The sequence below is a fragment of the Sinorhizobium sp. Y406 genome, assembly GCF_058732025.1.
On the sequence record NZ_CM178975.1, the window covers coordinates 208663 to 229174 of the forward strand.

Annotated in this window: 18 protein-coding genes; 16 read left to right on the forward strand and 2 right to left on the reverse strand. The window is 62.1% G+C overall.

Going from position 1 to position 20512, the window contains the following annotated elements:
* Nucleotides 1–43: 43 nt before the first annotated feature.
* Complete coding sequence (locus AC4P1R_RS17940) at nt 44–1081, reverse strand: LacI family DNA-binding transcriptional regulator (protein WP_069460159.1); 1038 nt, start codon at nt 1079–1081, stop codon at nt 44–46.
* 133 nt (nt 1082–1214) lie between these two features.
* Between AC4P1R_RS17940 and AC4P1R_RS17945 the strand changes: the two genes are divergently transcribed.
* The 16 genes from AC4P1R_RS17945 to AC4P1R_RS18020 all read left to right on the forward strand — a co-directional run bounded on the left by AC4P1R_RS17945 (nt 1215) and on the right by AC4P1R_RS18020 (nt 19426).
* Complete coding sequence (locus AC4P1R_RS17945; RefSeq protein WP_083265409.1) at nt 1215–2246, forward strand: Gfo/Idh/MocA family protein; 1032 nt, start codon at nt 1215–1217, stop codon at nt 2244–2246.
* 8 nt (nt 2247–2254) lie between these two features.
* Complete coding sequence (locus AC4P1R_RS17950) at nt 2255–3157, forward strand: sugar phosphate isomerase/epimerase family protein (protein ID WP_069460161.1); 903 nt, start codon at nt 2255–2257, stop codon at nt 3155–3157.
* Nucleotides 3158–3219: 62 nt separating this feature from the next.
* A complete protein-coding gene (locus AC4P1R_RS17955; RefSeq protein WP_273361551.1) occupies nt 3220–4452 on the forward strand; it encodes a sugar ABC transporter substrate-binding protein in 1233 nt (410 codons plus the stop codon).
* A gap of 132 nt (nt 4453–4584) precedes the next feature.
* On the forward strand, nt 4585–5487 hold the full coding sequence (locus AC4P1R_RS17960) for a sugar ABC transporter permease (RefSeq protein WP_273361552.1): 903 nt from the start codon (nt 4585–4587) through the stop codon (nt 5485–5487).
* Nucleotides 5484–6311 (forward strand): carbohydrate ABC transporter permease, encoded by an 828-nt coding sequence (locus tag AC4P1R_RS17965; protein ID WP_069460164.1) that lies wholly within the window; start codon nt 5484–5486, stop codon nt 6309–6311. Before AC4P1R_RS17960 ends, AC4P1R_RS17965 begins: the two co-directional genes overlap by 4 nt.
* On the forward strand, nt 6308–7441 hold the full coding sequence (locus tag AC4P1R_RS17970; protein WP_273361554.1) for an ABC transporter ATP-binding protein: 1134 nt from the start codon (nt 6308–6310) through the stop codon (nt 7439–7441). Before AC4P1R_RS17965 ends, AC4P1R_RS17970 begins: the two co-directional genes overlap by 4 nt.
* 287 nt (nt 7442–7728) lie before the next feature.
* Nucleotides 7729–8742 carry a biotin synthase BioB gene (gene bioB, locus AC4P1R_RS17975; RefSeq protein ID WP_492178379.1) on the forward strand — a complete coding sequence of 338 codons (1014 nt, stop codon included), beginning with the start codon at nt 7729–7731 and terminating at the stop codon, nt 8740–8742.
* The gene (locus tag AC4P1R_RS17980; protein ID WP_492178381.1) at nt 8739–9884 is read left to right on the forward strand and encodes an 8-amino-7-oxononanoate synthase; all 1146 of its coding nucleotides are present in this window, start codon (nt 8739–8741) and stop codon (nt 9882–9884) included. The genes bioB and AC4P1R_RS17980 overlap by 4 nt, the downstream gene beginning before the upstream one ends.
* Nucleotides 9881–10519: a dethiobiotin synthase gene (gene bioD, locus AC4P1R_RS17985; RefSeq protein ID WP_492178382.1), complete on the forward strand. Its 639-nt coding sequence runs from the start codon at nt 9881–9883 to the stop codon at nt 10517–10519. The genes AC4P1R_RS17980 and bioD overlap by 4 nt, the downstream gene beginning before the upstream one ends.
* Nucleotides 10516–11784 (forward strand): adenosylmethionine--8-amino-7-oxononanoate transaminase, encoded by a 1269-nt coding sequence (locus AC4P1R_RS17990; protein ID WP_273363740.1) that lies wholly within the window; start codon nt 10516–10518, stop codon nt 11782–11784. Before bioD ends, AC4P1R_RS17990 begins: the two co-directional genes overlap by 4 nt.
* Nucleotides 11781–12770, forward strand: coding sequence for a 3-oxopimeloyl-[acyl-carrier-protein] synthase BioZ (gene bioZ / locus AC4P1R_RS17995; protein WP_492178384.1), 990 nt, complete (start codon nt 11781–11783; stop codon nt 12768–12770). Before AC4P1R_RS17990 ends, bioZ begins: the two co-directional genes overlap by 4 nt.
* Before the next feature lie 128 nt (nt 12771–12898).
* The gene (locus AC4P1R_RS18000; protein WP_492178386.1) at nt 12899–13660 is read left to right on the forward strand and encodes a GGDEF domain-containing protein; all 762 of its coding nucleotides are present in this window, start codon (nt 12899–12901) and stop codon (nt 13658–13660) included.
* 294 nt (nt 13661–13954) lie between these two features.
* Nucleotides 13955–15316, forward strand: coding sequence for a TolC family outer membrane protein (locus AC4P1R_RS18005; RefSeq protein WP_492178787.1), 1362 nt, complete (start codon nt 13955–13957; stop codon nt 15314–15316).
* Between the two features lie 34 nt (nt 15317–15350).
* On the forward strand, nt 15351–17525 hold the full coding sequence (locus AC4P1R_RS18010; RefSeq protein WP_273363434.1) for a type I secretion system permease/ATPase: 2175 nt from the start codon (nt 15351–15353) through the stop codon (nt 17523–17525).
* Nucleotides 17522–18814: an HlyD family type I secretion periplasmic adaptor subunit gene (locus AC4P1R_RS18015; RefSeq protein WP_492178388.1), complete on the forward strand. Its 1293-nt coding sequence runs from the start codon at nt 17522–17524 to the stop codon at nt 18812–18814. Before AC4P1R_RS18010 ends, AC4P1R_RS18015 begins: the two co-directional genes overlap by 4 nt.
* A gap of 39 nt (nt 18815–18853) precedes the next feature.
* On the forward strand, nt 18854–19426 hold the full coding sequence (locus AC4P1R_RS18020; RefSeq protein ID WP_273363466.1) for a ribbon-helix-helix domain-containing protein: 573 nt from the start codon (nt 18854–18856) through the stop codon (nt 19424–19426).
* Nucleotides 19427–19442: 16 nt separating this feature from the next.
* On the opposite strand, the gene AC4P1R_RS18025 is transcribed toward AC4P1R_RS18020, so the two are convergent.
* Nucleotides 19443–20351 carry a transglutaminase-like cysteine peptidase gene (locus AC4P1R_RS18025; RefSeq protein ID WP_245314714.1) on the reverse strand — a complete coding sequence of 303 codons (909 nt, stop codon included), beginning with the start codon at nt 20349–20351 and terminating at the stop codon, nt 19443–19445.
* Nucleotides 20352–20512: the final 161 nt, after the last annotated feature.

Consider the following 20512-nt stretch of genomic DNA (forward strand, 5'->3'; position numbering starts at 1 on the left):
CGATCCGAGTGTCGCCTGCAAACCCCGGTTCCATGGAGCGTGCTCAAGACTTGTGCGCCCGAAAAGCATCGCTCTCGCCGTCCACCAGTTCCATCGGCCACAGGCGATTGACCGGCGCATCCGGATAATGCTGCGTGAAAGCCGGCATGCTTGAGAGCAAGGTCTCGGCCAGCGCTATGCCGAGGTCATGCAGCGACAGGCGGAAACAGGTAAGCGATGGCGAGAGAAAATGCGCATGCGGACTGTGCCGGCCGATTACGGCAATGTCGCTTCCCGGTCTGACGCCAGCCTCCGAGAGCGCCCGGTATAAGCCGATTGCGATCGTTTCGTTTATCAAGACGATGGCCGTCGGGCGCTCTTCCAGCGCGAGAAGATCACGGCCGATCTGATAACCGCCGGCTTCGTTCGGGGTCGAACGGAACACGAGCTTCTCCTCGAGCGTCAGTCCGTGCGCGGCGAGAGCCTCGCGGCATCGCTCGACAAAGATATAACCAAGATTGGCGTCATCGTGGGGCCTTGTGATCGCTATGCGGCGGTGTCCGCGCGCAACAAGCCGATCGATCGATGCTTGCGCCATGCCCTCGAAATCGAGGTCCAGCCAGGGCTGGCCGGCGTCGGTCAGGGTTCGGCCGAGCGTGACGAAGGGGATGTTGCGTTCGGCCAGCAGCTGGACGCGGGCGTCTTGGCGCTGCGTTGCAGAGAGTATGAGTCCGTCGGCAAAACCGCGCGCAACGGCGCGGCGCAGATATTCCGCCGGATCCTCCTGCGAAGAGCAGAGTAGGGCGACAAGGTCGAGCTTGTGCCTTGCAAAGACCTCCTGGACACCGTCAAAGACGCTCATGAAGAAGGTGTCGCCCTGTCCGTTGATCTCCGTCCCTGTCTGAATCATGAAGCCGATGATGTTGGTTGTGCCCTGTCTCAGACTGCGGCCCGACTGGTTCGGCACGTAGCCTAATTTCCGGGCTGCCTCCAGCACGCGGTTGCGCGTTTCTTCCTTCACGTCGGGGCGACCATTGAGCGCGCGCGAAACGGTTCCGATCGAGATGTCCAGATGATCCGCCAGGTGCCGAATTCCCTTCATGCAGATTACATCCTCCTCCGGTATCCGCCGGTTTCCGAAATCCCTATTGACATGTTTCGGAAACTGCTCATAGTTCCGTAAACGTTTACGGACGACGAAACAAGGCGAAATCGCAGGTTAGTGGAGGAGAAGCGTGATCTTGCGCGCAGTTCTGTGCGGGTGCGGAGCTATGGCCAAGGGCTGGGTCAGGGCCATCGCCGCAGACCCCGGACTACAGACGGCAATCCGGATCGTCGGTCTCGTCGACGTGAACCTTGACGCCGCCCGGAAGTTCGCCGGAGAGTTCAGCCTCCGTGATGTCGTGATCGGTTCCGACCTCGAGGCAGTGCTCGCGCAAACGCGGCCCGACATTCTCTTCGACATCGTTGTTCCCTCGGCACGGCTGGAGGTCGTCGCCGTCGGACTGCAGCACGGGTGCCACGTGCTCAGCGAGAAGCCGATGGCGACCTCGCTTGCAGACGGCCGCGAACTGGTGCGGTTGGCCGCGGAGGCCGGTAAGCTTCACGCCATCGTTCAGAACCGCCGCTTCGTCCCGGGCATACGCCGCATCCGCAGCTTCATCGAAAGCGGTGCGATTGGCGATATCACGGCGATCCATTGCGATTTCTTCATCGGTGCGCATTTCGGCGGTTTCCGCGAGGAGATGGAGCATGTGCTGCTCCTGGATATGGCGATCCACACCTTCGACGCCGCCCGATTCCTCGCGGACAGGAAACCGATCGCAGTCTATTGCCACGAGGAGAATCCGCGCGGCTCCTGGTACGCGCATGGTGCGGCCGCCACGGCCATATTCGAGCTGGAGGGCGACGTGACATTCACCTATCGCGGCTCCTGGTGCGCGGAAGGCGCGAACACGAGTTGGGAAAGCGAATGGCGCATCATCGGCAGCCGCGGCACGCTGCTCTGGGATGGCGCCGATCATTTCCGGGCCAGCAAGGTCGCCGGCACCGAGGGTTTCCTGCGCGAGCTCGCACCGATCGAAGTGCCGGCGGCTGCCGATCACCGCCGGACACAGGGGCATGCCAGCGTCATTGCCGATTTCGTCGCGGCAATTCAAGAGGGCGGAAAGCCGGAAACGGCAGGCGACGACAACATTAACAGCCTTGCCATGGCATTTGCGGCGATCGAGAGCGCCCGGAGCCGGCAGCGCGTCACAATCGAATGAGGCCATCGATGAACAATCCCGCCAACTCCATCCGCATCGGCACCATGGTCAGCGCTACCAAGGGCGAGGCGGCCAGGCGGATTGCAGAGATCGCCGATCTGGGTTTTGAAAGTTTCCAGCCTTTCTTCTGGCAAACCACCGGTGGCCAGGATCTAGCCGAACTCGCAAAACGCTGCCGAGAGGCAATCGGCGAGCGCGACATTACGATTTCGACGATCGGCATGTTCGGCAATCCACTCGAGGAGACGGAGATCGATCTTGAGACGCTTGAGGGGTGGAAGGCATGCATCGACAATGCCCATCACTTCGGCGCGACCTGCGTTGCCGGTTTCACCGGCAGAATCCGCAACCGTCCTCTGACCGACAGCCTGCCGCGCTACCGCAAGGTCTGGCGCGAGCTAGCGGCGCGCGCCGCCGATAAAGGCGTGAAGATCGCCTTCGAGAACTGTGCCATGGACGGAAACTGGGCGGCCGGCGACTGGAACATCGCCCACAATCCGGATGCGTGGGAACTGATCTTCAACGAAACCCCGGACGAGCACATCGGCATCGAATGGGAACCGTGCCACCAAATGGTCTATCTGATCGACCCGCTTCCGCAGATACGAAAGTGGGCGCAGAGGATTTTCCATGTGCACGGCAAGGATGCCACGATCCGCTGGGACGTCATTCGTGAGCACGGGATCTTCGGCAAGGAACAATTCGTATTCATGCGCACGCCGGGCTTTGGTGACAGCAACTGGACCGACATCGTCTCGGAGCTGAGGCTCGCCGGCTGGACCGGCTCGATCGACATCGAAGGCTGGCACGATCCGGTCTATCGCGATGCGTTGGAGATGACGGGCCAGGTCCGCGCGCTCAATTATCTCAAGAGCTGCCGGGGAGGCGACTTCGTCGATCTTCCGGCCTGACCCCAATCCGGCGGTTGGCATGGAGGAACGCTGCCCGCCGGACAACACGAGAGGAGGAATTCATGCGTATTCGCAGACGTGCCATGCTGGGGGTGATCGCCCTCGCCAGTATCTCCCTGCCGGCTCTTTCCGCGCATGCGGAGGATGTTACCATCACGGTCTGGTCGCTGGATCGGGACATTCAGCCGGCGCCAAACCTGATCAACGATTTCAACAAGCTCAATAAGGGAATCAAAGTCGAATATCGCCAGATCCAGTTCGACGACGTGGTCAGCGAGGCAATGCGTGCCTATTCGACCGGCCAGGCGCCGGACATTATCGCCGTCGACAATCCCGAGCACGCGCTCTTTTCGTCGCGCGGGGCGTTTCTCGATCTGACCGGCATGATCGCCGCGTCCTCCGTCGTCAAGCCGGAGAACTATTTTCCAGGGCCTCTGGCATCCGTAACTTGGGAAGGAAAACTCTACGGCATTCCCAAGGCCACCAATACGATTGCGCTCTACTACAACAAGGATATGTTCAAGGCGAAAGGGCTGGACCCGGAAAAACCGCCGCAGACCTGGGACGAACTGGTGGATGCGGCGCGCAAGCTGACCGACCCGGCGGCGAATGTCTACGGCCTCGCCTTTTCCGCCAAGGCGAACGAGGAGGGGACGTTCCAGTTCCTGCCCTGGGCGCAGATGGCGGGTGGCGGCTACGACAACATCAACGCCGAGGGCGTGGTCAAGGCACTCGACATCTGGAAAACGATCATCGACGAGAAGCTCGCCTCTCCCGATAGTCTGACGCGGGGCCAATGGGATTCGACGGGGACCTTCAATTCCGGAAATGCCGCGATGGCGATTTCCGGCCCGTGGGAGCTCGACCGGATGATGCAGGAGGCGAAGTTCGACTGGGGCGTGGCGCTGCTCCCGGTGCCGGAAATCGGCGCCGAGCGATCCTCTGCGATGGGCGACTTCAACTGGGCGGTCTTCTCCAGCACTAAGCACCCGGAAGAAGCGTTCAAGGTTCTCGAATACTTCGTTTCACAGGACGAGAGGATGTTCAAGGATTTCGGTCAGTTGCCGGCCCGTTCCGACATTGCCATTCCGCCGGCCGGCGAACCGCTGAAGGACGCGGCGCTCCAGGTGTTCCTGGAGCAATTGAAATACGCCAAGCCCCGCGGCCCGCATCCGCAATGGCCGAAGATCTCAAAGGCCATCCAGGATGCAATCCAGGCGGCGCTGACGGGCCAGATGAGCTCGAAGGACGCGCTGGACCAGGCGGCCGAGAAGATCAAGGGCGTTCTCGGCTGAGGCGAACTGCCGCTCTTCGAGCGACAGCAGGCAGTCACAGGCGGATCGTCGTCAGTCGCTCCGCCCGAATTTCCTCCCGAGGCGGCGATCCCCGGCTTAGGCCGGGGGTCGTCCTGCGGGCGAGGGGTGAATATGAAGAAGATCCTATCCAGCGTGAAGGACGGCACAGGCTTCGACATCGGGCTTGTCCTGTTGCCACTTGTCTTCCTGTTCGTGATGTCCGGGCTGCCGCTCGTCTACAATGTGGTGATGAGCTTCCAGGAAGTGGACATGTTCAGCCTCGGCAGCTTCGCCCGGCCCTTCGTCGGCTTCAAGAACTATGTGGATCTGTTCGCGCAGCCGGAGACCCGGCCCATCCTTTTCAATACAGCGCTTTTCGTCAGTGCCTCGATCGCCGGCCAATTCGTCATCGGCTTCGGGCTTGCCCTGTTCTTCTGGATGAATTTTCCGGGTGCGTCGTGGCTGCGCGGGCTTTTTCTCGTCTCCTGGGTAATGCCTGGGCTCGTCGTCGGCGCCATCTGGAACTGGATACTCTCGGGCGATTTCGGTGTCCTGAACTTCTTCTTGCGGGAGTTGAGCATCATCGATGGCAACATCTTCTGGCGCTCCGATCCGCACTATTCGCTCTGGGCGGTGGTCATCGCCAATATCTGGCTCGGCACCTCGTTCAACATGATCCTGCTTTCAGTCGGGCTATCGGGTATCCCGAAAGACCTCTACGAGGCGGCCGAACTGGACGGAGCCACCATGCTTCAGCGTTTCTTCACGATCACGCTGCCGATGATGCGCTCGACGATCGGCGCGATCGTTGCGCTCGGCCTGATCTTCACCCTTCAGCAATTCGATCTCTTCGCCGGCATCACCTCGGGGGGGCCGAACAATTCGTCCAACGTCACCCAGTACTGGGCCTGGGATCTTTCGTTCCGGCAGTACGACTTTGCCAAGGGCGCGACGATATCCGTGATCATGATCATCTTCGTGATGATCGCTTCCGTCGTCTACGTGCGCTCCACACGCCATGAGGTGCGAGGATGAGTGAGCAAATCCGCAATCGGCTGCTGCTGGGGGTCGCGCTCGTGCTCGCGGCGATCTACCTCTTCCCGCTCTATTGGATGTACGTCACGGCGCTGAAGACCGGATCCGCGATGTTCGCGACGCCGCCGAAATTCCTGCCGAGCGATCCGCAGTGGAGCATCTACGCCTATGTCTGGGAAAGCCGCAATATGGGGCGCTACCTCTGGAACTCGCTGGTGATTGCCGTGGGCGCTGTGTCGCTGATCGCGGTGCTCGGAGTCGGCTGCGCCTATGTGCTCGCACGCTATCGCAATGTCTGGATCGACGTCGGCCTGTTCCTGATCCTGATGTTGCAGGTTCTACCCGCCTCCTTGATGATCACGCCGATCTTCGTCGGCTTTTCGCAGGTCGGGCTCCTGGAAACGCCGCGGCTCGCGGTCGTCCTGGCAATCGCGGCAAAGAGCATGCCCTTCTTCGTGGTCCTCGTGCGGGCCGCCTTCATGAGTGTGCCGATGGAGCTCGAGGAGGCGGCACTCGTCGACGGCAATTCGCGTATCGGCGCCTTCTTCAACATCGTCCTGCCGCTCGCCCGAAACGGCATTCTCGTCAGCGCCATTTTGATCTTCATGCAGGCGTTCGGCGAATTCGTCTATTCGAAGTCGCTGATACAGGCGGTGGAACTCCAGCCCGCAAGTGTTGGTCTGAACACCTTCATGGGGCCGAACACCAACGAGTGGAACAACATCATGGCTTACGCCACGATCTATGTGACGCCGGTTCTCGCCGCCTTCGTTCTCTTGCAGCGCCGCATCGTCGCCGGCCTCACTTCGGGAGCCCTCAAATGACCTTTCAGATCGAACTCAACGGCGTCAACAAGTTCTATGGAGCCTACCATGCGCTCAAGAACATCGATCTTGCGATCGAGAAGGGGAGCTTCGTTGCACTCGTCGGGCCGTCAGGATGTGGAAAGTCCACGCTGCTGCGCTCTCTTGCCGGGCTGGAAAAGATCACGACCGGAGAGATGAAGATTGCCGGCGAGCGCATGAACGATGTACCACCACGCAAACGAGATGTCGCAATGGTCTTCCAGTCCTATGCGCTGTATCCGCACATGACGGTGGAAGAGAACCTGACCTATAGCCTGCGCATCCGCGGCGTAAAGAAGGCGGAAGCACGCAAGGCCGCGGAAGAGGTAGCGGCGATCACCGGCCTCACCGGCTTGATGCGGCGTTACCCGCGCGAACTCTCCGGCGGTCAGCGGCAACGGGTCGCGATGAGCCGAGCCATCATCCGCCATCCGAAGGCATTTCTCTTCGATGAGCCGCTTTCAAACCTCGACGCCGCGCTGCGGGTGCATATGCGGAAGGAAATTCGCGCGCTGCACGACCGGCTGCACGCCACCTCGGTCTATGTTACGCACGACCAGATCGAGGCTATGACCATGGCCGACCACGTCGTCGTGATGCGCGACGGGGTCATCGAGCAGCAGGGCCGACCGCTCGATCTTTATGACCGGCCGGCAAATCGGTTTGTCGCGGGCTTTATCGGCTCGCCGGCGATGAATTTCGTCCCGGCGACGGTCGGCGAAGACGGGAGACATGCGGTCCTCGATTTCGGCCGGCTCACGCTCGGCGAGGGGCTCGCGCCGGGTACGGCGGTGACCGTCGGGATCCGCCCGGAACACATCAGGATGGTTCCAGCCGGTGAGGGCGACTTCAACATGCCCGTCGACACCGTCGAGTCCACCGGCTCGACGACCTACGTCACTTCGGCCACGCAACCGGAACTGACGGTCGTCGAAAACGGTCGCGGCGCGCTGCGGAGCGGTGACGTTATCGGATTGGCAATTGACCCGGCGCAACTGCACCTGTTCGACGGCGATGGGAAGCGGATCGAAAAGACCCATGGCAGTGTCGGCGGACCTCGGCGGCTCCAGCCTTTGGAAACCGCACGGCCGCAGCGGATCGGTGTCTGACAGTCCGGCCCTGCCCAGTCTTCATGCTCTTGTCGCCCGACTGACCATTTCAGCGTGTGTTCTACGGCCCAAGGCGAGAACGTAGTTCAGTGGCTACGGCTCGGCAAAAACCCAAGTCCGGCAAGACGGCTTTCGCCGGGAACAGCCAACATCCCGCCGCACCCGAGATATCGCAGTAGCGCAGAGTTTGCGCAAGTCTCGCCGACTCGCTTCGAGCCCGGTTGTCCTCGACGAGAATTATAGATAATCAAGAATCAGTATCTATGATGCGTGAGGGGGATGGCAGGATGACGAAGATTCGGGTTGCGAACACGGGGGAAGTGGCGTCACGCGACGCCGACGTGGAGCGGTGGACGCTCGTCGACGCGAAAAAAATCTATAATTCTCCATTTAGCGACCTATTATTTCAGGCCCAATCCGTCCATCGCGCGCATTTCGATCCGAACGCCGTGCAAATGAGCCGACTGCTCTCCATCAAAACCGGGGGATGTGCCGAGGATTGCGGCTATTGCAGCCAGTCGGCGCATTACCCGACCGGGCTGAAGGCCTCGAAACTGATGGAGGTCGAACGCGTCATCTCCGAGGCGCGCAGGGCCAAGGAAGGCGGCGCGACGCGCTACTGCATGGGCGCCGCGTGGCGTAGCCCGAAAGAGCGCGACATGGAGTCGATCACCGCCATGGTGCGCGGGGTGAAGGCGCTCGGCATGGAGACTTGCATGACGCTTGGCATGCTGTCGCCGGCGCAATCGGAACGGCTCGCCGACGCAGGCCTCGACTATTACAACCACAATGTCGACACGTCGGAGCGCTTCTACGGCGAGATCATCACCACGCGGACGTTCGCCGACCGGCTGGAGACGCTCGCCAACGTGCGTGAGGCCGGGATCAAGGTTTGCGCCGGCGGCATCCTCGGAATGGGGGAGACCACCGACGACCGCATCTCGATGCTGGTCACCCTTGCCAATCTGCCCAGCCCGCCCGAAAGCGTCCCGATCAACATGCTGATTCCGATCCCCGGCTCGAAGCTTGCGGACGCGCCGTCGGTTGACCCGATCGAGTTCGTGCGCACGATTGCGCTTGCCCGGATCCTGATGCCGGAAAGCCATGTCCGCCTGTCTGCAGGACGGACCGGGATGAGCGACGAGATGCAGGCGCTCTGTTTCCTTGCCGGCGCCAATTCGATCTTTGTCGGTGAGACGCTGCTGACCGCCGACAATCCCGGGGAGGATCACGATGCCGCCCTGTTTCGCCGCCTGGGGCTGAGGCCCATGGCGCCCACGGAACAGGAACCGGCCGAATGAGCGTGGATTTGCTCGATCGCTACGAAAAAACCCTGGCAGGGCTCGTACGCAGAGGACGCCGCCGCATCCTTGCTGCCCCGAGTGGCATCGACTTCACGTCGAATGATTACCTGGGGCTCGCCGATTCCCCACGCCTGAAGACCGCGATTACCGCGGCGATCGAGCGGGGCGTGCCGGTCGGCGCCGGCGGATCGCGACTGCTGCGCGGCAACCATGCCGAACATGAGGCGCTGGAGGCGGAGGCGGCGGCATTCTTCCGCGCCGAGCGTGTGCTGTTCTTCGGCAGCGGCTATGCGGCCAATGCTGCCCTTTTCTCCGTGCTGCCCCAGCGAGGCGATCTTATCGTTCACGATGCGCTGATCCATGCAAGCGCCCATGAGGGGATTGCCGCCAGCAAGGCAGACGCGCTTGCGGCACGGCACAACGACGTCGACGCCTTTGCGGACGCCATCGGGAGATGGCGCCGCGCAGGGGGGCGGGGCCACCCGTGGATCGCCGTCGAGAGCCTCTATTCCATGGATGGCGATCGTGCCCCACTCGCAGCGCTGGCCGCACTTGCGGACCGGCACGACGGCTTTCTGGTGATAGACGAGGCGCATGCGACCGGTGTCCACGGCGCAGGCGGCCGCGGCCTTTCGGAGGCGCTCGAAGGCCGAGAAAACATTGTGGCGCTGCATACCTGCGGCAAGGCGCTTGGAGCCTCCGGCGCCTTGCTCGGCGCGAGCCGGGCGCTTTGCGACTACATCGTCAATCGCGCCCGCGGCTTCATCTATTCGACTGCGCCGTCGCCATTGACGGCGTCCGCCGTTCGCGAGGCATTGAAGATCGTCGCCGACGAGCCCGAGCGACGCGCAACCCTCGACGGTCTCAGCCGCTTCTCGAACGAGGCGCTTGCCACCATCCTCGGCATGGAAGGCAGCGGATCGCAGATCCTGCCGGTGATGATCGGAGACAATGTGCGCGCCTTGCGGATCGCGGCGCGCATGCAGGCGGAAGGCTTCGACGTCCGCGCGATCCGTCCGCCGACCATTCCGGAGGGCACGGCGCGCCTCAGGATCGCGATCACCCTGAATGTCGGGAGAACGGAGATCGCCGGCATGCTGGACAGGCTGAAGGCCGTGATGGCGGAGGAGTTGCCATGACGCTGCGCCTCGTCGTCACCGGGACCGATACGGGCATCGGCAAGACAGTCTTCGCGGCCGCGCTGACGGACGCCATTGCGGGCTATTACTGGAAGCCGGTGCAATCCGGTCTCGACGGCGAAACCGACAGCGAGAGCGTCCGCCGACTGGGCCGGATTGCCGCAGAGCGCATTCTGCCGGAAACCTACAGGCTCGCCACGCCGGCCTCTCCGCATCTTGCGGCGCGGCTCGATGGCGTCACGATCCGGCCCGAGAACCTCTCTCCGCCTGCGGTCGACGCTCCGCTGGTGGTCGAGGGGGCAGGCGGTCTCATGGTACCGCTTACCGAATGCCTGCTCCTCGCCGATCTGTTCGAGCGCTGGCAACTGCCCATCATCCTCTGCGCCCGCACCGGCCTGGGTACGATCAACCACACCTTGCTGTCGCTCGAGGCCCTGCGCCGCCGCTTAATCCCTGTGCTCGGCGTTGCTTTCATCGGCGACCGGCAGGCAGAAACCGAGGCCATCATTGCCAAACTCGGTCAGGTCCGCGTTCTCGGACGGCTGCCGCGGCTCGACCCGCTGACGCCGGATGCACTGCGGCGAGCCTTCCGCGACAATTTCGACATCAACCAATTCCGCGAAATTCCGGCATGAGCAATTCTCCCGTCTGGCATCCCTTCACCCAGCACGCACTCGAGCCGGCGATGAAGCGCATCGTCGCCACGGAGGGCGCCTATCTGGTGGACGAGGACGGTGCGCGGATACTGGATGCCATCTCCTCGTGGTGGGTCATCATCCATGGCCACCGCCACCCGGCGATCATGGAAGCGATCCGGCGCGCGTCGGAAGCTTACGATCAGATCATCTTTGCCGAATATACGCACGAACCGGCGGAGGAACTCGCGAAGGGCCTGATCGAGATCGCGCCCGCCGGGCTGAAGCACGTATTCTATTCCGACAGCGGCTCGACGGCGGTGGAAGTCGCGCTGAAGATGGCGCTTGGCTATTTCCACAACATCGGCAAGCCCCGCAGCCGCATCTGCGTGCTGGAGCACGGCTATCATGGTGATACGATCGGGACGATGTCGGCGGGCGAACGCGGCGTTTTCAATGCTGCCTACGAGCCGTTCCTCTTCGCCGTCGACAGATTGCCGTTTCCGGATTCTGGCCGCGAACAACACACGCTGGACGCCTTCGAGACCCATTGCGCCTCCGGCGAGATCGCGGCATTGCTCGTCGAGCCACTGGTGCTTGGTGCCGGCGGCATGAAGGTCTATCCCGCCGCCACACTTGCCGAATTGAAGCGCATAGCCGAGCGGCACGGCACCCTGCTGATTGCCGACGAGGTGATGACCGGCTGGGGCCGGACCGGCAAGCGTTTCGCTTGCGAACAGGCGGACATCGTGCCGGATATTCTCTGCACGTCGAAAGGCCTCACGGGAGGTGCGCTGCCGCTGGCAGCTACTCTTTGCACCGCGCCAATCTTCGACGCGCATCTTTCGCGTGATCGCAGCCGGACGTTCTTTCACTCGAGTTCCTATACCGCCAATCCAATCGCCTGCGCGGCAGCTCTCGCCAATCTCGGGATATGGAAGACCGAGCCGGTCGCAGAACGCATCGCGGCACTGGCCGGCGGCCAACGCCGGCGTTTGCAGCGCTTCGAAGCCGATCCCCGCTTTCGCGACGTCCGCCAGGCCGGCACGATCGCCGTCCTCGAACTCGATGTGCCGACGGGTGGATATCTGTCGGATGTCGGCCCTCGTCTGCGGGCATTCTTTCGCAAGCGTCAGTTGCTCATCCGCCCCCTTGGCAACGTCATTTACCTGATGCCGCCCTATTGCATCACGGAAGCCGATCTGGACCGGGCCTATGACGCGATAGACGAAGCGGCCTCGGCCCTCGCAAAGGGGCAGTTGTGAGGAACGTCCGGTCATCGCGCCTCGCCGGCTTCGGCCATGCCCTGCCGGCACGACGTGTCGACAATGGCGAAATCGAAGCAAACCTCGGTCTCGAGCCGGGCTGGATCGAACGGCGGACCGGCATCCGGACCCGCTATTGGGTCGGGGAGGCGGACACCCTCACGGGTCTCGCCGCCAAGGCCGGCGAAGCCGCGCTGGCCGACGCCGGCATCGGGCCGAGCGACATTGCTCTCACGCTCCTCGCGACGTCCACGCCCGACCATCTTCTGCCGCCCTCGGCGCCGCTGCTCGCGCATCGGCTCGGGCTCACCCGCTCCGGCGCCATCGACCTTGCCGGCGCCTGCTCGGGGTTCCTTTACGCGCTGACGCTTGCCGATGGTTTCGTGCGCGCGCAGGGCAGGCCCGTGCTCGTTGTCGCCGCGAACATATTGAGCCGCCGGATCAATCCGGCGGAAAGGGCGAGTGCGGTGCTCTTCGCCGACGCCGCCGGCGCCGTCGTGATTGCGCCTTCCGACGATCCGGAGACGGGCGTCATTGGCGTTGACCTCGCTTGCGATGGAAGCGGCTACGACCTGATCTCGATCGCTGCGGGCGGCAGCAGCCGACCGTTTTCACCGGAGATCGCTGCCGAAGAGTTCCTCATGACCATGCGCGATGGCCGGGAGGTGTTTTCCCGGGCCGTGGAGATGATGACCCGCTCCTCGATCCGCGCGCTCGCCGCCGCAGGCCTGCGTCCGGCGGCAGTCAGCCGGTTCGTGCCGCATCAGGCGAATGTCCGGATCTTCGACGCGGTCTGCAATCAGCTCAGCATAGACTTGTCGAGGACGGTACGGACGATCGAGGAGCACGGCAATTCGTCGGCCGCTACAATACCGCTCTCGCTCTCCGTGGCTCACCGGGCGAGACCCTTCGCCCCCCGAGAGAAACTCCTGATGACGGCGGCCGGTGCGGGATTGGTCGGCGGAGCGGTGGTCTTTGGCGTCTAGCGGCAAGCTAACGCCCTCCTCTCCGAATGCATTCCGCCGTACCCATAAATTTGTAGGTATCCGCGCAAGGGAATATGCATAAGAGTGCGTTAGACCGGTCGACGTCAACGAATCGGGAGCATGGAATCGTGCAGCGGGAAACTCCGTTCAAAGCGCAGAAGGACTGGCGGGTGGTGCGCTATGCTCTAACCGGCATCGTGGGGTTTGTCGTGCTGGCCCAGTTGCTGACCTATCTGAGCCTGGTGGCGCTCGCCGATAGCCCCCACATCGCCGCAGTGGCGGCGGCGGCCCTCGTCTCATTGCTCTTGGGGGTCCCCCTGATCGTGCTTGCGGCAATTCAATCCCGCCGCGCCGAACGATTTCGCAACCAAGTTAACCATGTCGTCTCCCGCGACAGCACCACGGGTTGCATAACCGCGCGCGGCCTCGTTCAACACGTCAACGGCCTGGAACGCCGGCACAGGCGCTCCGGCGATCCGTTTCAAGGTGCCCTCATTCACGTGCGAGTCAACAATCTCGACGAGATGGCCGCGGGCTTTGGGCCGCAATGGAGCGACGAACTTTTGCAGTTCGTGGCGTCGACCATCAGCACCTCCATTCGTCGTGAGGATATCGTTGCGCGGACGGGACCGGCGAGCTTCGACGTTCTGCTGTCGGGCGCCAGTGAGTCGGACGCCAACGAAGTCTGCGTCCGCCTGTCCAAAGCCCTGGCGGCCTCGCATTTCGCCGCGGACGGGAAAACCGTCGAACTGGCCCTGAGCGTAGGGGGCGTCCTGTTCGAGGGAAGCATCGACCTGGAGAGGCTGCACCGATTGGCGGCCACGCAAACCGTTGTCATTGCAGAAGAATCCTCCTCGTCCCCGGAGCTGGCGCGACTGCCCTCTGCCTGAGCCGCACTCTTGCAGGCAAGGTGAATTTGCGCCTGGTTGCAGGGTACGGTTGTTCTATTTTTGCAACAAGCTGCGGCGAAAACCGTGGGAATGCGTCGTGAGTCCTGAAATCGATATCCCTCTTTTTGCCGCAATGTATTATCTGGCCAGTTTTAGATTTTAATGCTCGACGATTTGGATTTGCAGCGTTTTCGCTGGCAGGGGGATTGATTGAAACCGGGTAATATTCTCAAGGGCAGCCTGTTTTCCATTCTGCTCGCGTCGACTTTTTTTGCCGGCGGTTCTACGCAGGCCATGACATTGCGCGAAGCCTTGCAGGTCGCAATGGAATCGAACCCCGAGATCGGCCAATCCATTGAAAATCGTGAGGCGATCGAGTTCGAACTCCGGCAGGCGCGCGGACTCTACTTGCCGAGCGTAGATCTGGAGGCTTCGACCGGCGCCCGTCACCTCGAAGATGGCAGCCGGCGGGCCGCTTCCATCGAAAACGATCCGCTTTATCCTTCGGACGTCGGCATCACCATCACGCAGAAACTGTTCGACGGCGGCGGTCGCCGTGCCGAGCTGGAACGGCAGGCGGCGCGTGTCGACAGCGCCTCATTTCGAGTCCTGGAAAGATCCGAAACGATCGGCTTGCAGATCGTTCGCGAATATTTCGAATACATTCTTCAGCAGCAGATCGTCGAGGAGGCGCGCCGCAACGTCGCTGCGCATCAGTCGATCCGCTCCGACATCGATTCGCTTATTTCGGGCGGAAGACTGACCCAAGCCGATCTTCAACAAGTCGACGAACGGCTGCTCTCGGCGAAGGCGCGGCTGATAGAGGCGCAAGAAGCGCTGGATACGGCGCAGATCAGCTTCAATCGCCTTGTCGGTCAGCCGCTCACAAGCCCGTCCATGCCGAAATCGGTCGCGGCCGCCTTGCCGAGAACGCTGGAGACGGCGATCGGCATTGCACGCACGAACAACCCGCGCATCAAGGCGGCGGACGCCGATATCAATGTCGCGGATTCGCAGGTCAAGGCGGCGAAATCGGACATGCTGCCTGAGATCGTCGCCGAGGGGCGGGTTCGCACCGGCAACGACATCGATGGCTCGACAGGCAACACCTGGGACGCTCAGGCGCGGATCGTTGCCAGGTGGAACCTCTATCGCGGTGGTATCGACATCGCCAACGAGCAGGAGCAGATGCGCCGCGCGAGCGAACAGCGGCTGGTCTTTCACCAGGCGCATCGCGAAGTCGAAGAGGCCGTACGCATTTCCTGGGAACGGCGCGCAACTCAATCCGACCTCTCCCGCACGCTGAGAGCGCAGGCACAGGTGAATGACCGACTGGTTTCCTCCTATCGCGAGCAGCTTGCGGTTGGCCAGCGTTCGCTGCTGGACGTGCTCGGGGCGCAGAACGCACGCTTTAATTCGAATGTCCTGGCGAAGACGGCGCAATATGCCGCATTGTTCTCGGAATACCGCCTGCTTGCGGCCACCGGCCAGCTTCTTGCGACGATGAACATCAAGGCGCCGGCACAGGTCGATGCCTATGCGCGCAACGAGTTCAATGTCCCTGCGCCCCCCGCGACCGAGACTTACCGACGCGTGCCCTCCCGGCAAACGAACGATCTGCCTTTGGATCTGCTTGCGCCAATCCGGCAGAAATAATGCCCTTTGCCAAGGCACCTGATCGGTCATACTTATGCAAAGCGTTGACACGCGAGCAAAAACCGGACCGGTACTGACCGGCTTCACGACCGCGTTCAAGGAGATCTGCATCTTCTTGAACCGGCCGTCGTCGGAAACTGTGCTTTTTTCGGACGTGCCGTTCGACGCCCGCTCGCCCGGTTTCGAGGACGTGTCGCGTCTTGCGGAACGCGCCGGCCTTGAGGCGGAACTCGTCACCCGACGCGCTTGCGCCGGCCGCAATTTCCACCTCCCGCTTCTCCTCGTCTTCCGCGACGGCCGCTCGGTTGCGATCCTGGAGGAGAGCCCCGGTGGAGCGCTGAGCTTTTCGAATGCGTCGTCTCCCGATAGCGAGCTCCTCCGTTTCGCGGACTTGCGTCTGGATGATGTCGCCTATGCCGTTTCGTTTTCGGCGACCTATCTGAATACGACAGCCGGTCCGGGGGTGGGAGAGGCACGGGACATCGACCGGCGGCATTGGCTGACCGCGACCGTCAAGCCATTCTGGCAGGCCTATGCGCAAGTCGCGCTCGCGGCGTTCTTCATCAACGTGCTCGCCTTGGCGACGCCCCTGTTCACGATGAATGTCTATGACCGCATCCTCCCCAACAAGGCGATCTCGACCCTTTGGGTCCTGGCGCTCGGCATCAGCGTCGCCATCCTTTTCGATTTTCTGTTGAAGACGGTGCGTGCTGCACTGATCGACTTTGCGGGACGCAAGGCGGACCTGAAGCTTTCCTACCTGCTTTTCGAGAAGATCCTGCATGCAACGCTCGCCTCACGTCCGCAATCGACGGGCGAATACGCCAACCGCGTCATGCAATTCGAGTTCGTGCGAGAATTCTTTACCTCGAATACCGTCAGCACCCTCATCGATAGTCTTTTCGCCTTCGTCTTCATAGCCGCCGTCTATGCTATCGCCGGATGGCTGGCAGTCATCCCGGCGATCGCCTTCGTCTGCAGCGTGCTCATCGGTTATGTGGCGCAACGCAAGATCGGAAACCGCGTTGCCGCGGCCTCGAACGAATCCGCCCAGCGCCAGGCCATGCTCGTGGAAACGATCGGCGCTATCGAGACCGTCAAGACGCTGCATTCGGAGAAGTTGCTGCTTCGCCGGTGGAACGAGCTCGGGAAGCACTCTTCGAACACGTCCGAGCAGATCAAGCACATTTCCTCCTGGGCTTCGCATGCCACACAATTCGTGCAGCAACTCGTCACCGTCTGCATTGTGGTGGCGGGGGCCTATGAATTCACCTTGGGCAACATCTCCACCGGTGCGATCATCGGCGCCAGTATGTTGGCTGGACGGGCGGTCGCGCCGCTCGGCCAGATCGCCTTGACGCTTGCGCGGCTTCGCCAGGCACTTCTGTCGTTGAGAATATTGAATTCCGTCATGGAGCAGCCCGAAGACCGGCCGAACACGGTCGGCTTCGTCAATCGCGACATTCGCGACGGAAGCATAACTCTTGCCAATGTGGATTTCGCCTATCCCGGCAGTGACCACAAGGTCATCCATGGCATGAACGCGAGCATCAAGGCGGGCGAGCGGGTCGGCATCATTGGCCGCATCGGCTCCGGCAAGACGACGATCGGCCGGCTGCTGGCCGGGCTCTATGCCCCGAGTGCAGGCCGTATATTGCTCGACGGCGTCGACATCCGGCAATTCCACCCGTCGGTGGTGCGCTCGGCCGTGTCTTTCGTCTCGCAAAGCTCGGATTTGTTTTCCGGCACCGTCAAGGACAATCTGCTGATGGCCAATCCGACCGCGAGTGATGAGGACATGGTCAAGGCGGCCAAGCTTGCGGGCGTGGACGATTTCGTATCGCATCACCCGCGCGGTTATGACATGCCGGTCGGCGAACGTGGTTCGCAGCTTTCCGGCGGGCAGCGCCAGGCGGTCGCCATTGCGCGCCTGCTCCTTCGCAAACCGAAGATCGTTTTTCTGGACGAGCCATCCGGCGCCATGGATCTGGCCAGCGAGCGGGACCTGATCAACCGGCTCTCTACCGTCTTCGGCGGGGATGTGACCGTCTTGATCTCCACCCATCGGCATAGCATGCTCCATCTCGTCGATCGGCTGCTGGTCCTTGATCATGGACGCATCGTTGCCGATGGACCCAAGTCGCAGGTGATCGAGCAGTTGCAGAAGCGAGGCGGAGCCACCAGCCCTGCGCCAGGGGTGAGCGCATGATCACCGGATCGACCGAAAAGCCGCCTTTGGCCGCGCGTGCGGGACTGCTCGTGATCGCTCTGCTCATGACCTCTTTCGTGGCCTGGGCAGCAATCGCCGAAGTGGATGAGATCGCCCGCGGTGAGGGAAAGGTCATCCCTGTATCGAAGACGCGGATCATCCAGTCGAGCGAGCCGGGCATCGTCCAGGAAATCGCCGTCCAGGTCGGCCAGGTCGTTCGGCGCGGCGATCTCATTCTGAGATTGGACGACACGGTCACCGGATCGTCGCTGGGGGAATTGGAAGCCAAGGCACGCTCGCTGCGCGCGCAGATAGCGCGCCTGGAACTCGAGGAGTCGGGTGCCTACGACGCCGACTACAAGTGCCCGGACGACATCGCTAAAGCAGCGCCGGGCGTATGTGCGAATGAGGAGCAGTTGCTGCGTGCCAAGGCCGGCAATTTCAACAACAAGCTTTCGGTCATGCAGGCTCGTCGTGGTCAGCGGCAGAAGGAGCTTGCCGAAGCGCAGGCAAATATCGCGCGGCTCACCGAAAACCTTCAGGTGACGGAGCGCGAACAGGACCTGCTGGCCCCGATGGTGAAGCGCAAGCTGGTTGCGCAGACGGAATTATTGAGGGTCGAAAAGGAATTGACGGACACGCGCGGCCAACTCGCCCTGGCCAAGGAGTCGATCGGGCGACTGGAGGCGGCGGTCCGGGAAGCCGAACTGCAGGTGATGGAACTATCGCTGCAGCTCAGGCAGGAGGCTCTGGCCGAAAAGACCGATGCGCTCTCCCAGCTCTCCGTGATAGATGAGACGATCCGAGGCGCGAGCAGCCGGGTTGCAAACACCGACATCCGGTCGCCGGTCGACGGGATCATCAACACTCTGGACGTGAACACGGTCGGCGCCTATGTGACCCCCGGCGCGGTGATCGGCGGCGTCGTGCCGACGTCCGAAACGCTCCTCGTGGAAGCGCGGCTCTCACCGCGCGACGTCGCCTTCGTCCGCCCCGGACAGCCGGCCCTGATCAAGATCTCGGCCTACGACTTCTCGATCTATGGCGGTCTTGGCGGCGAAGTCGAGACCATAGGGGCGGACAGCCTGGTCGATCCGAATTCGGGCGAAACCTATTACCTGGTGCGCGTGAAGACCGACAAGGCGGCGCTCGAGAAGGATGGCCGCGACTATGCAATCATGCCGGGCATGATCGCCTCGGTCGACATCATGACAGGAAAGAAGACGATTCTTACCTACTTGATGAAACCCATCAACAAGGCGCGTGAGGAAGCGCTGCGGGAGCGCTAGCGCATGGGGGATGTTCAGGCGACTAACTCAGCAGAGGACATGAGCGCGCTACGCTTTCGCGTCGTCACGGTCAGCGGGCAGCGGCGCGGCATCAAGCTCGAGGCGATTTTCTGGTCGGTTCTTTCGGACTTGGCCGCCGTGAGGCGGGTGAAGCTTGCCGACATCGTTGCCGAATGCGAGCAGACGTTGGATGAAGGGGGAAATCTGACGGCGAGGCTGCGCTATGTAGCGGCGAGATACCTGCGCGAGCAACTGGCTGACGCCCGGGAGCGCAGTAGCCTTTCGGTCGTCACCGGCCAGGTGCACGCCTGTCCGTCGCCAGCATTCGCGCTCGCGGCGAACAGGCGCATCGTCGCTTACAACCCGGCCTTCCTCACCTTTGTGCAGTCGCGCTTTCTCGGGTTCCAGGCCTCTCCGCCGGCGCAAGGCCTGCGACTGGCCTTCGACGTGCAGTTCGCCGAACTGGTAGGACGGCTCAAAGCTTCCCCTGGCGAACCGCAATCGGCCGGCTTCACGATCGGAATCAACGAGCATGTCGCCCGTGGCCGCCTGAATGCCGCGCTTGCATCCTTGCTCGGCCAGGATGTCATTCTCGGGTTCATCCTGGCGTGATCGGCGTGTCCGCGGTTTACCGCAGTGTTCCTTCGCCCGGCATCACGTCGGGCAAAAGCGGGGCCGCCGAGGCGATCTTGTCGCTGCCGGTCCTGATGCCATGGATCCAGGTCCGGTCCGCGCTCACCGAGAAAAGCGGCTGGTATTCGGGAAGCGTGCTGTCGAGCTTTACCTCGTTGCTCAGGTTGTCCAGGATGAAATAGCCTTGGCTCGTCATGACGGTGAGCACGGCGTGATAGAGATTTCGCCGCGTGTCGCGAAGGACGACGATCGACATTGACCGTGGCGGCAGCCCGAGCTCCTTAAGGGCAGCCATTTTGAGGATGGCATAGTCCTCGCAGTCGCCCTTGCCACGCGCCAGAATTTCGGCGGGAGCCGCCCAGTAATCTCTTTTGCCGTAGTTCTGCGCGTCCGGTTGGTAGCGCACAAGCCAGTTCACTGTGCGGTTGATGCCGCTCAGCTTCTGATGAAAGCCCGATCCGGCGGCGTTGGCCATCGCCTTGCGGAGGATCGCACTTGCCTCGCATTGCCGCGGCGTGTCGCAGGACTCGAAATCGGCTTCCGTAATGCGGGGATAGACCGCGCGCCATTTCTCCGCCGCCGGTATCGAGGACACGCGGAAGGCCACCGATTGGAAGACGGCGCCGCCGTCCTGACGCGTCGCTGGCTTGCGGGAAGACGGGGCCGAGGCGAGGGCTGCAATATCGTGCCGTCCGGCCGTCGCGAGCGCGGCGGAGGCTTTTGCGCGCCAGAATTCGACGGCAGTGACGGCGGCGGCGATCGGGGCCCCGAGGCTGTATTGCAACGGACCCAGATAGGCGGAACCAGGCTGCCCGGCCGAGGCTGTGCAAGGACTCATCAGGCCGGCCGCCAAAACAAGCGCTTTCGTATAGGCCTTGATGCCTGTCCAGTTCTTCCCGCCCATCGCCACACCTCATGGTTGATTGGCAATACCATAGGGACAAAAAGAAAAACTCACGTAAAGCAACAAGGAATACAGACAATAATACTCAAAATTGCAATTTGAGTAAAATTTTAGGCAATATTTATATTGTTATCGCGGATCTTGCATCCGTAAAAATCTAC

What these genes read in the sequence shown, in the direction of transcription:
- AC4P1R_RS17940 (WP_069460159.1), bottom strand. Translation starts at nt 1,081, where the DNA reads ATGAAGGGAATTCGGCACCTGGCGGATCATCTGGACATCTCGATCGGA.
- AC4P1R_RS17950 (WP_069460161.1), top strand. Translation starts at nt 2,255, where the DNA reads ATGAACAATCCCGCCAACTCCATCCGCATCGGCACCATGGTCAGCGCT.
- AC4P1R_RS17955 (WP_273361551.1), top strand. Translation starts at nt 3,220, where the DNA reads ATGCGTATTCGCAGACGTGCCATGCTGGGGGTGATCGCCCTCGCCAGT.
- AC4P1R_RS17960 (WP_273361552.1), top strand. Translation starts at nt 4,585, where the DNA reads ATGAAGAAGATCCTATCCAGCGTGAAGGACGGCACAGGCTTCGACATC.
- AC4P1R_RS17965 (WP_069460164.1), top strand. Translation starts at nt 5,484, where the DNA reads ATGAGTGAGCAAATCCGCAATCGGCTGCTGCTGGGGGTCGCGCTCGTG.
- AC4P1R_RS17970 (WP_273361554.1), top strand. Translation starts at nt 6,308, where the DNA reads ATGACCTTTCAGATCGAACTCAACGGCGTCAACAAGTTCTATGGAGCC.
- bioB (WP_492178379.1), top strand. Translation starts at nt 7,729, where the DNA reads ATGACGAAGATTCGGGTTGCGAACACGGGGGAAGTGGCGTCACGCGAC.
- AC4P1R_RS17980 (WP_492178381.1), top strand. Translation starts at nt 8,739, where the DNA reads ATGAGCGTGGATTTGCTCGATCGCTACGAAAAAACCCTGGCAGGGCTC.
- bioD (WP_492178382.1), top strand. Translation starts at nt 9,881, where the DNA reads ATGACGCTGCGCCTCGTCGTCACCGGGACCGATACGGGCATCGGCAAG.
- AC4P1R_RS17990 (WP_273363740.1), top strand. Translation starts at nt 10,516, where the DNA reads ATGAGCAATTCTCCCGTCTGGCATCCCTTCACCCAGCACGCACTCGAG.
- AC4P1R_RS18005 (WP_492178787.1), top strand. Translation starts at nt 13,955, where the DNA reads ATGACATTGCGCGAAGCCTTGCAGGTCGCAATGGAATCGAACCCCGAG.
- AC4P1R_RS18010 (WP_273363434.1), top strand. Translation starts at nt 15,351, where the DNA reads ATGCAAAGCGTTGACACGCGAGCAAAAACCGGACCGGTACTGACCGGC.
- AC4P1R_RS18015 (WP_492178388.1), top strand. Translation starts at nt 17,522, where the DNA reads ATGATCACCGGATCGACCGAAAAGCCGCCTTTGGCCGCGCGTGCGGGA.
- AC4P1R_RS18020 (WP_273363466.1), top strand. Translation starts at nt 18,854, where the DNA reads ATGAGCGCGCTACGCTTTCGCGTCGTCACGGTCAGCGGGCAGCGGCGC.
- AC4P1R_RS18025 (WP_245314714.1), bottom strand. Translation starts at nt 20,351, where the DNA reads ATGGGCGGGAAGAACTGGACAGGCATCAAGGCCTATACGAAAGCGCTT.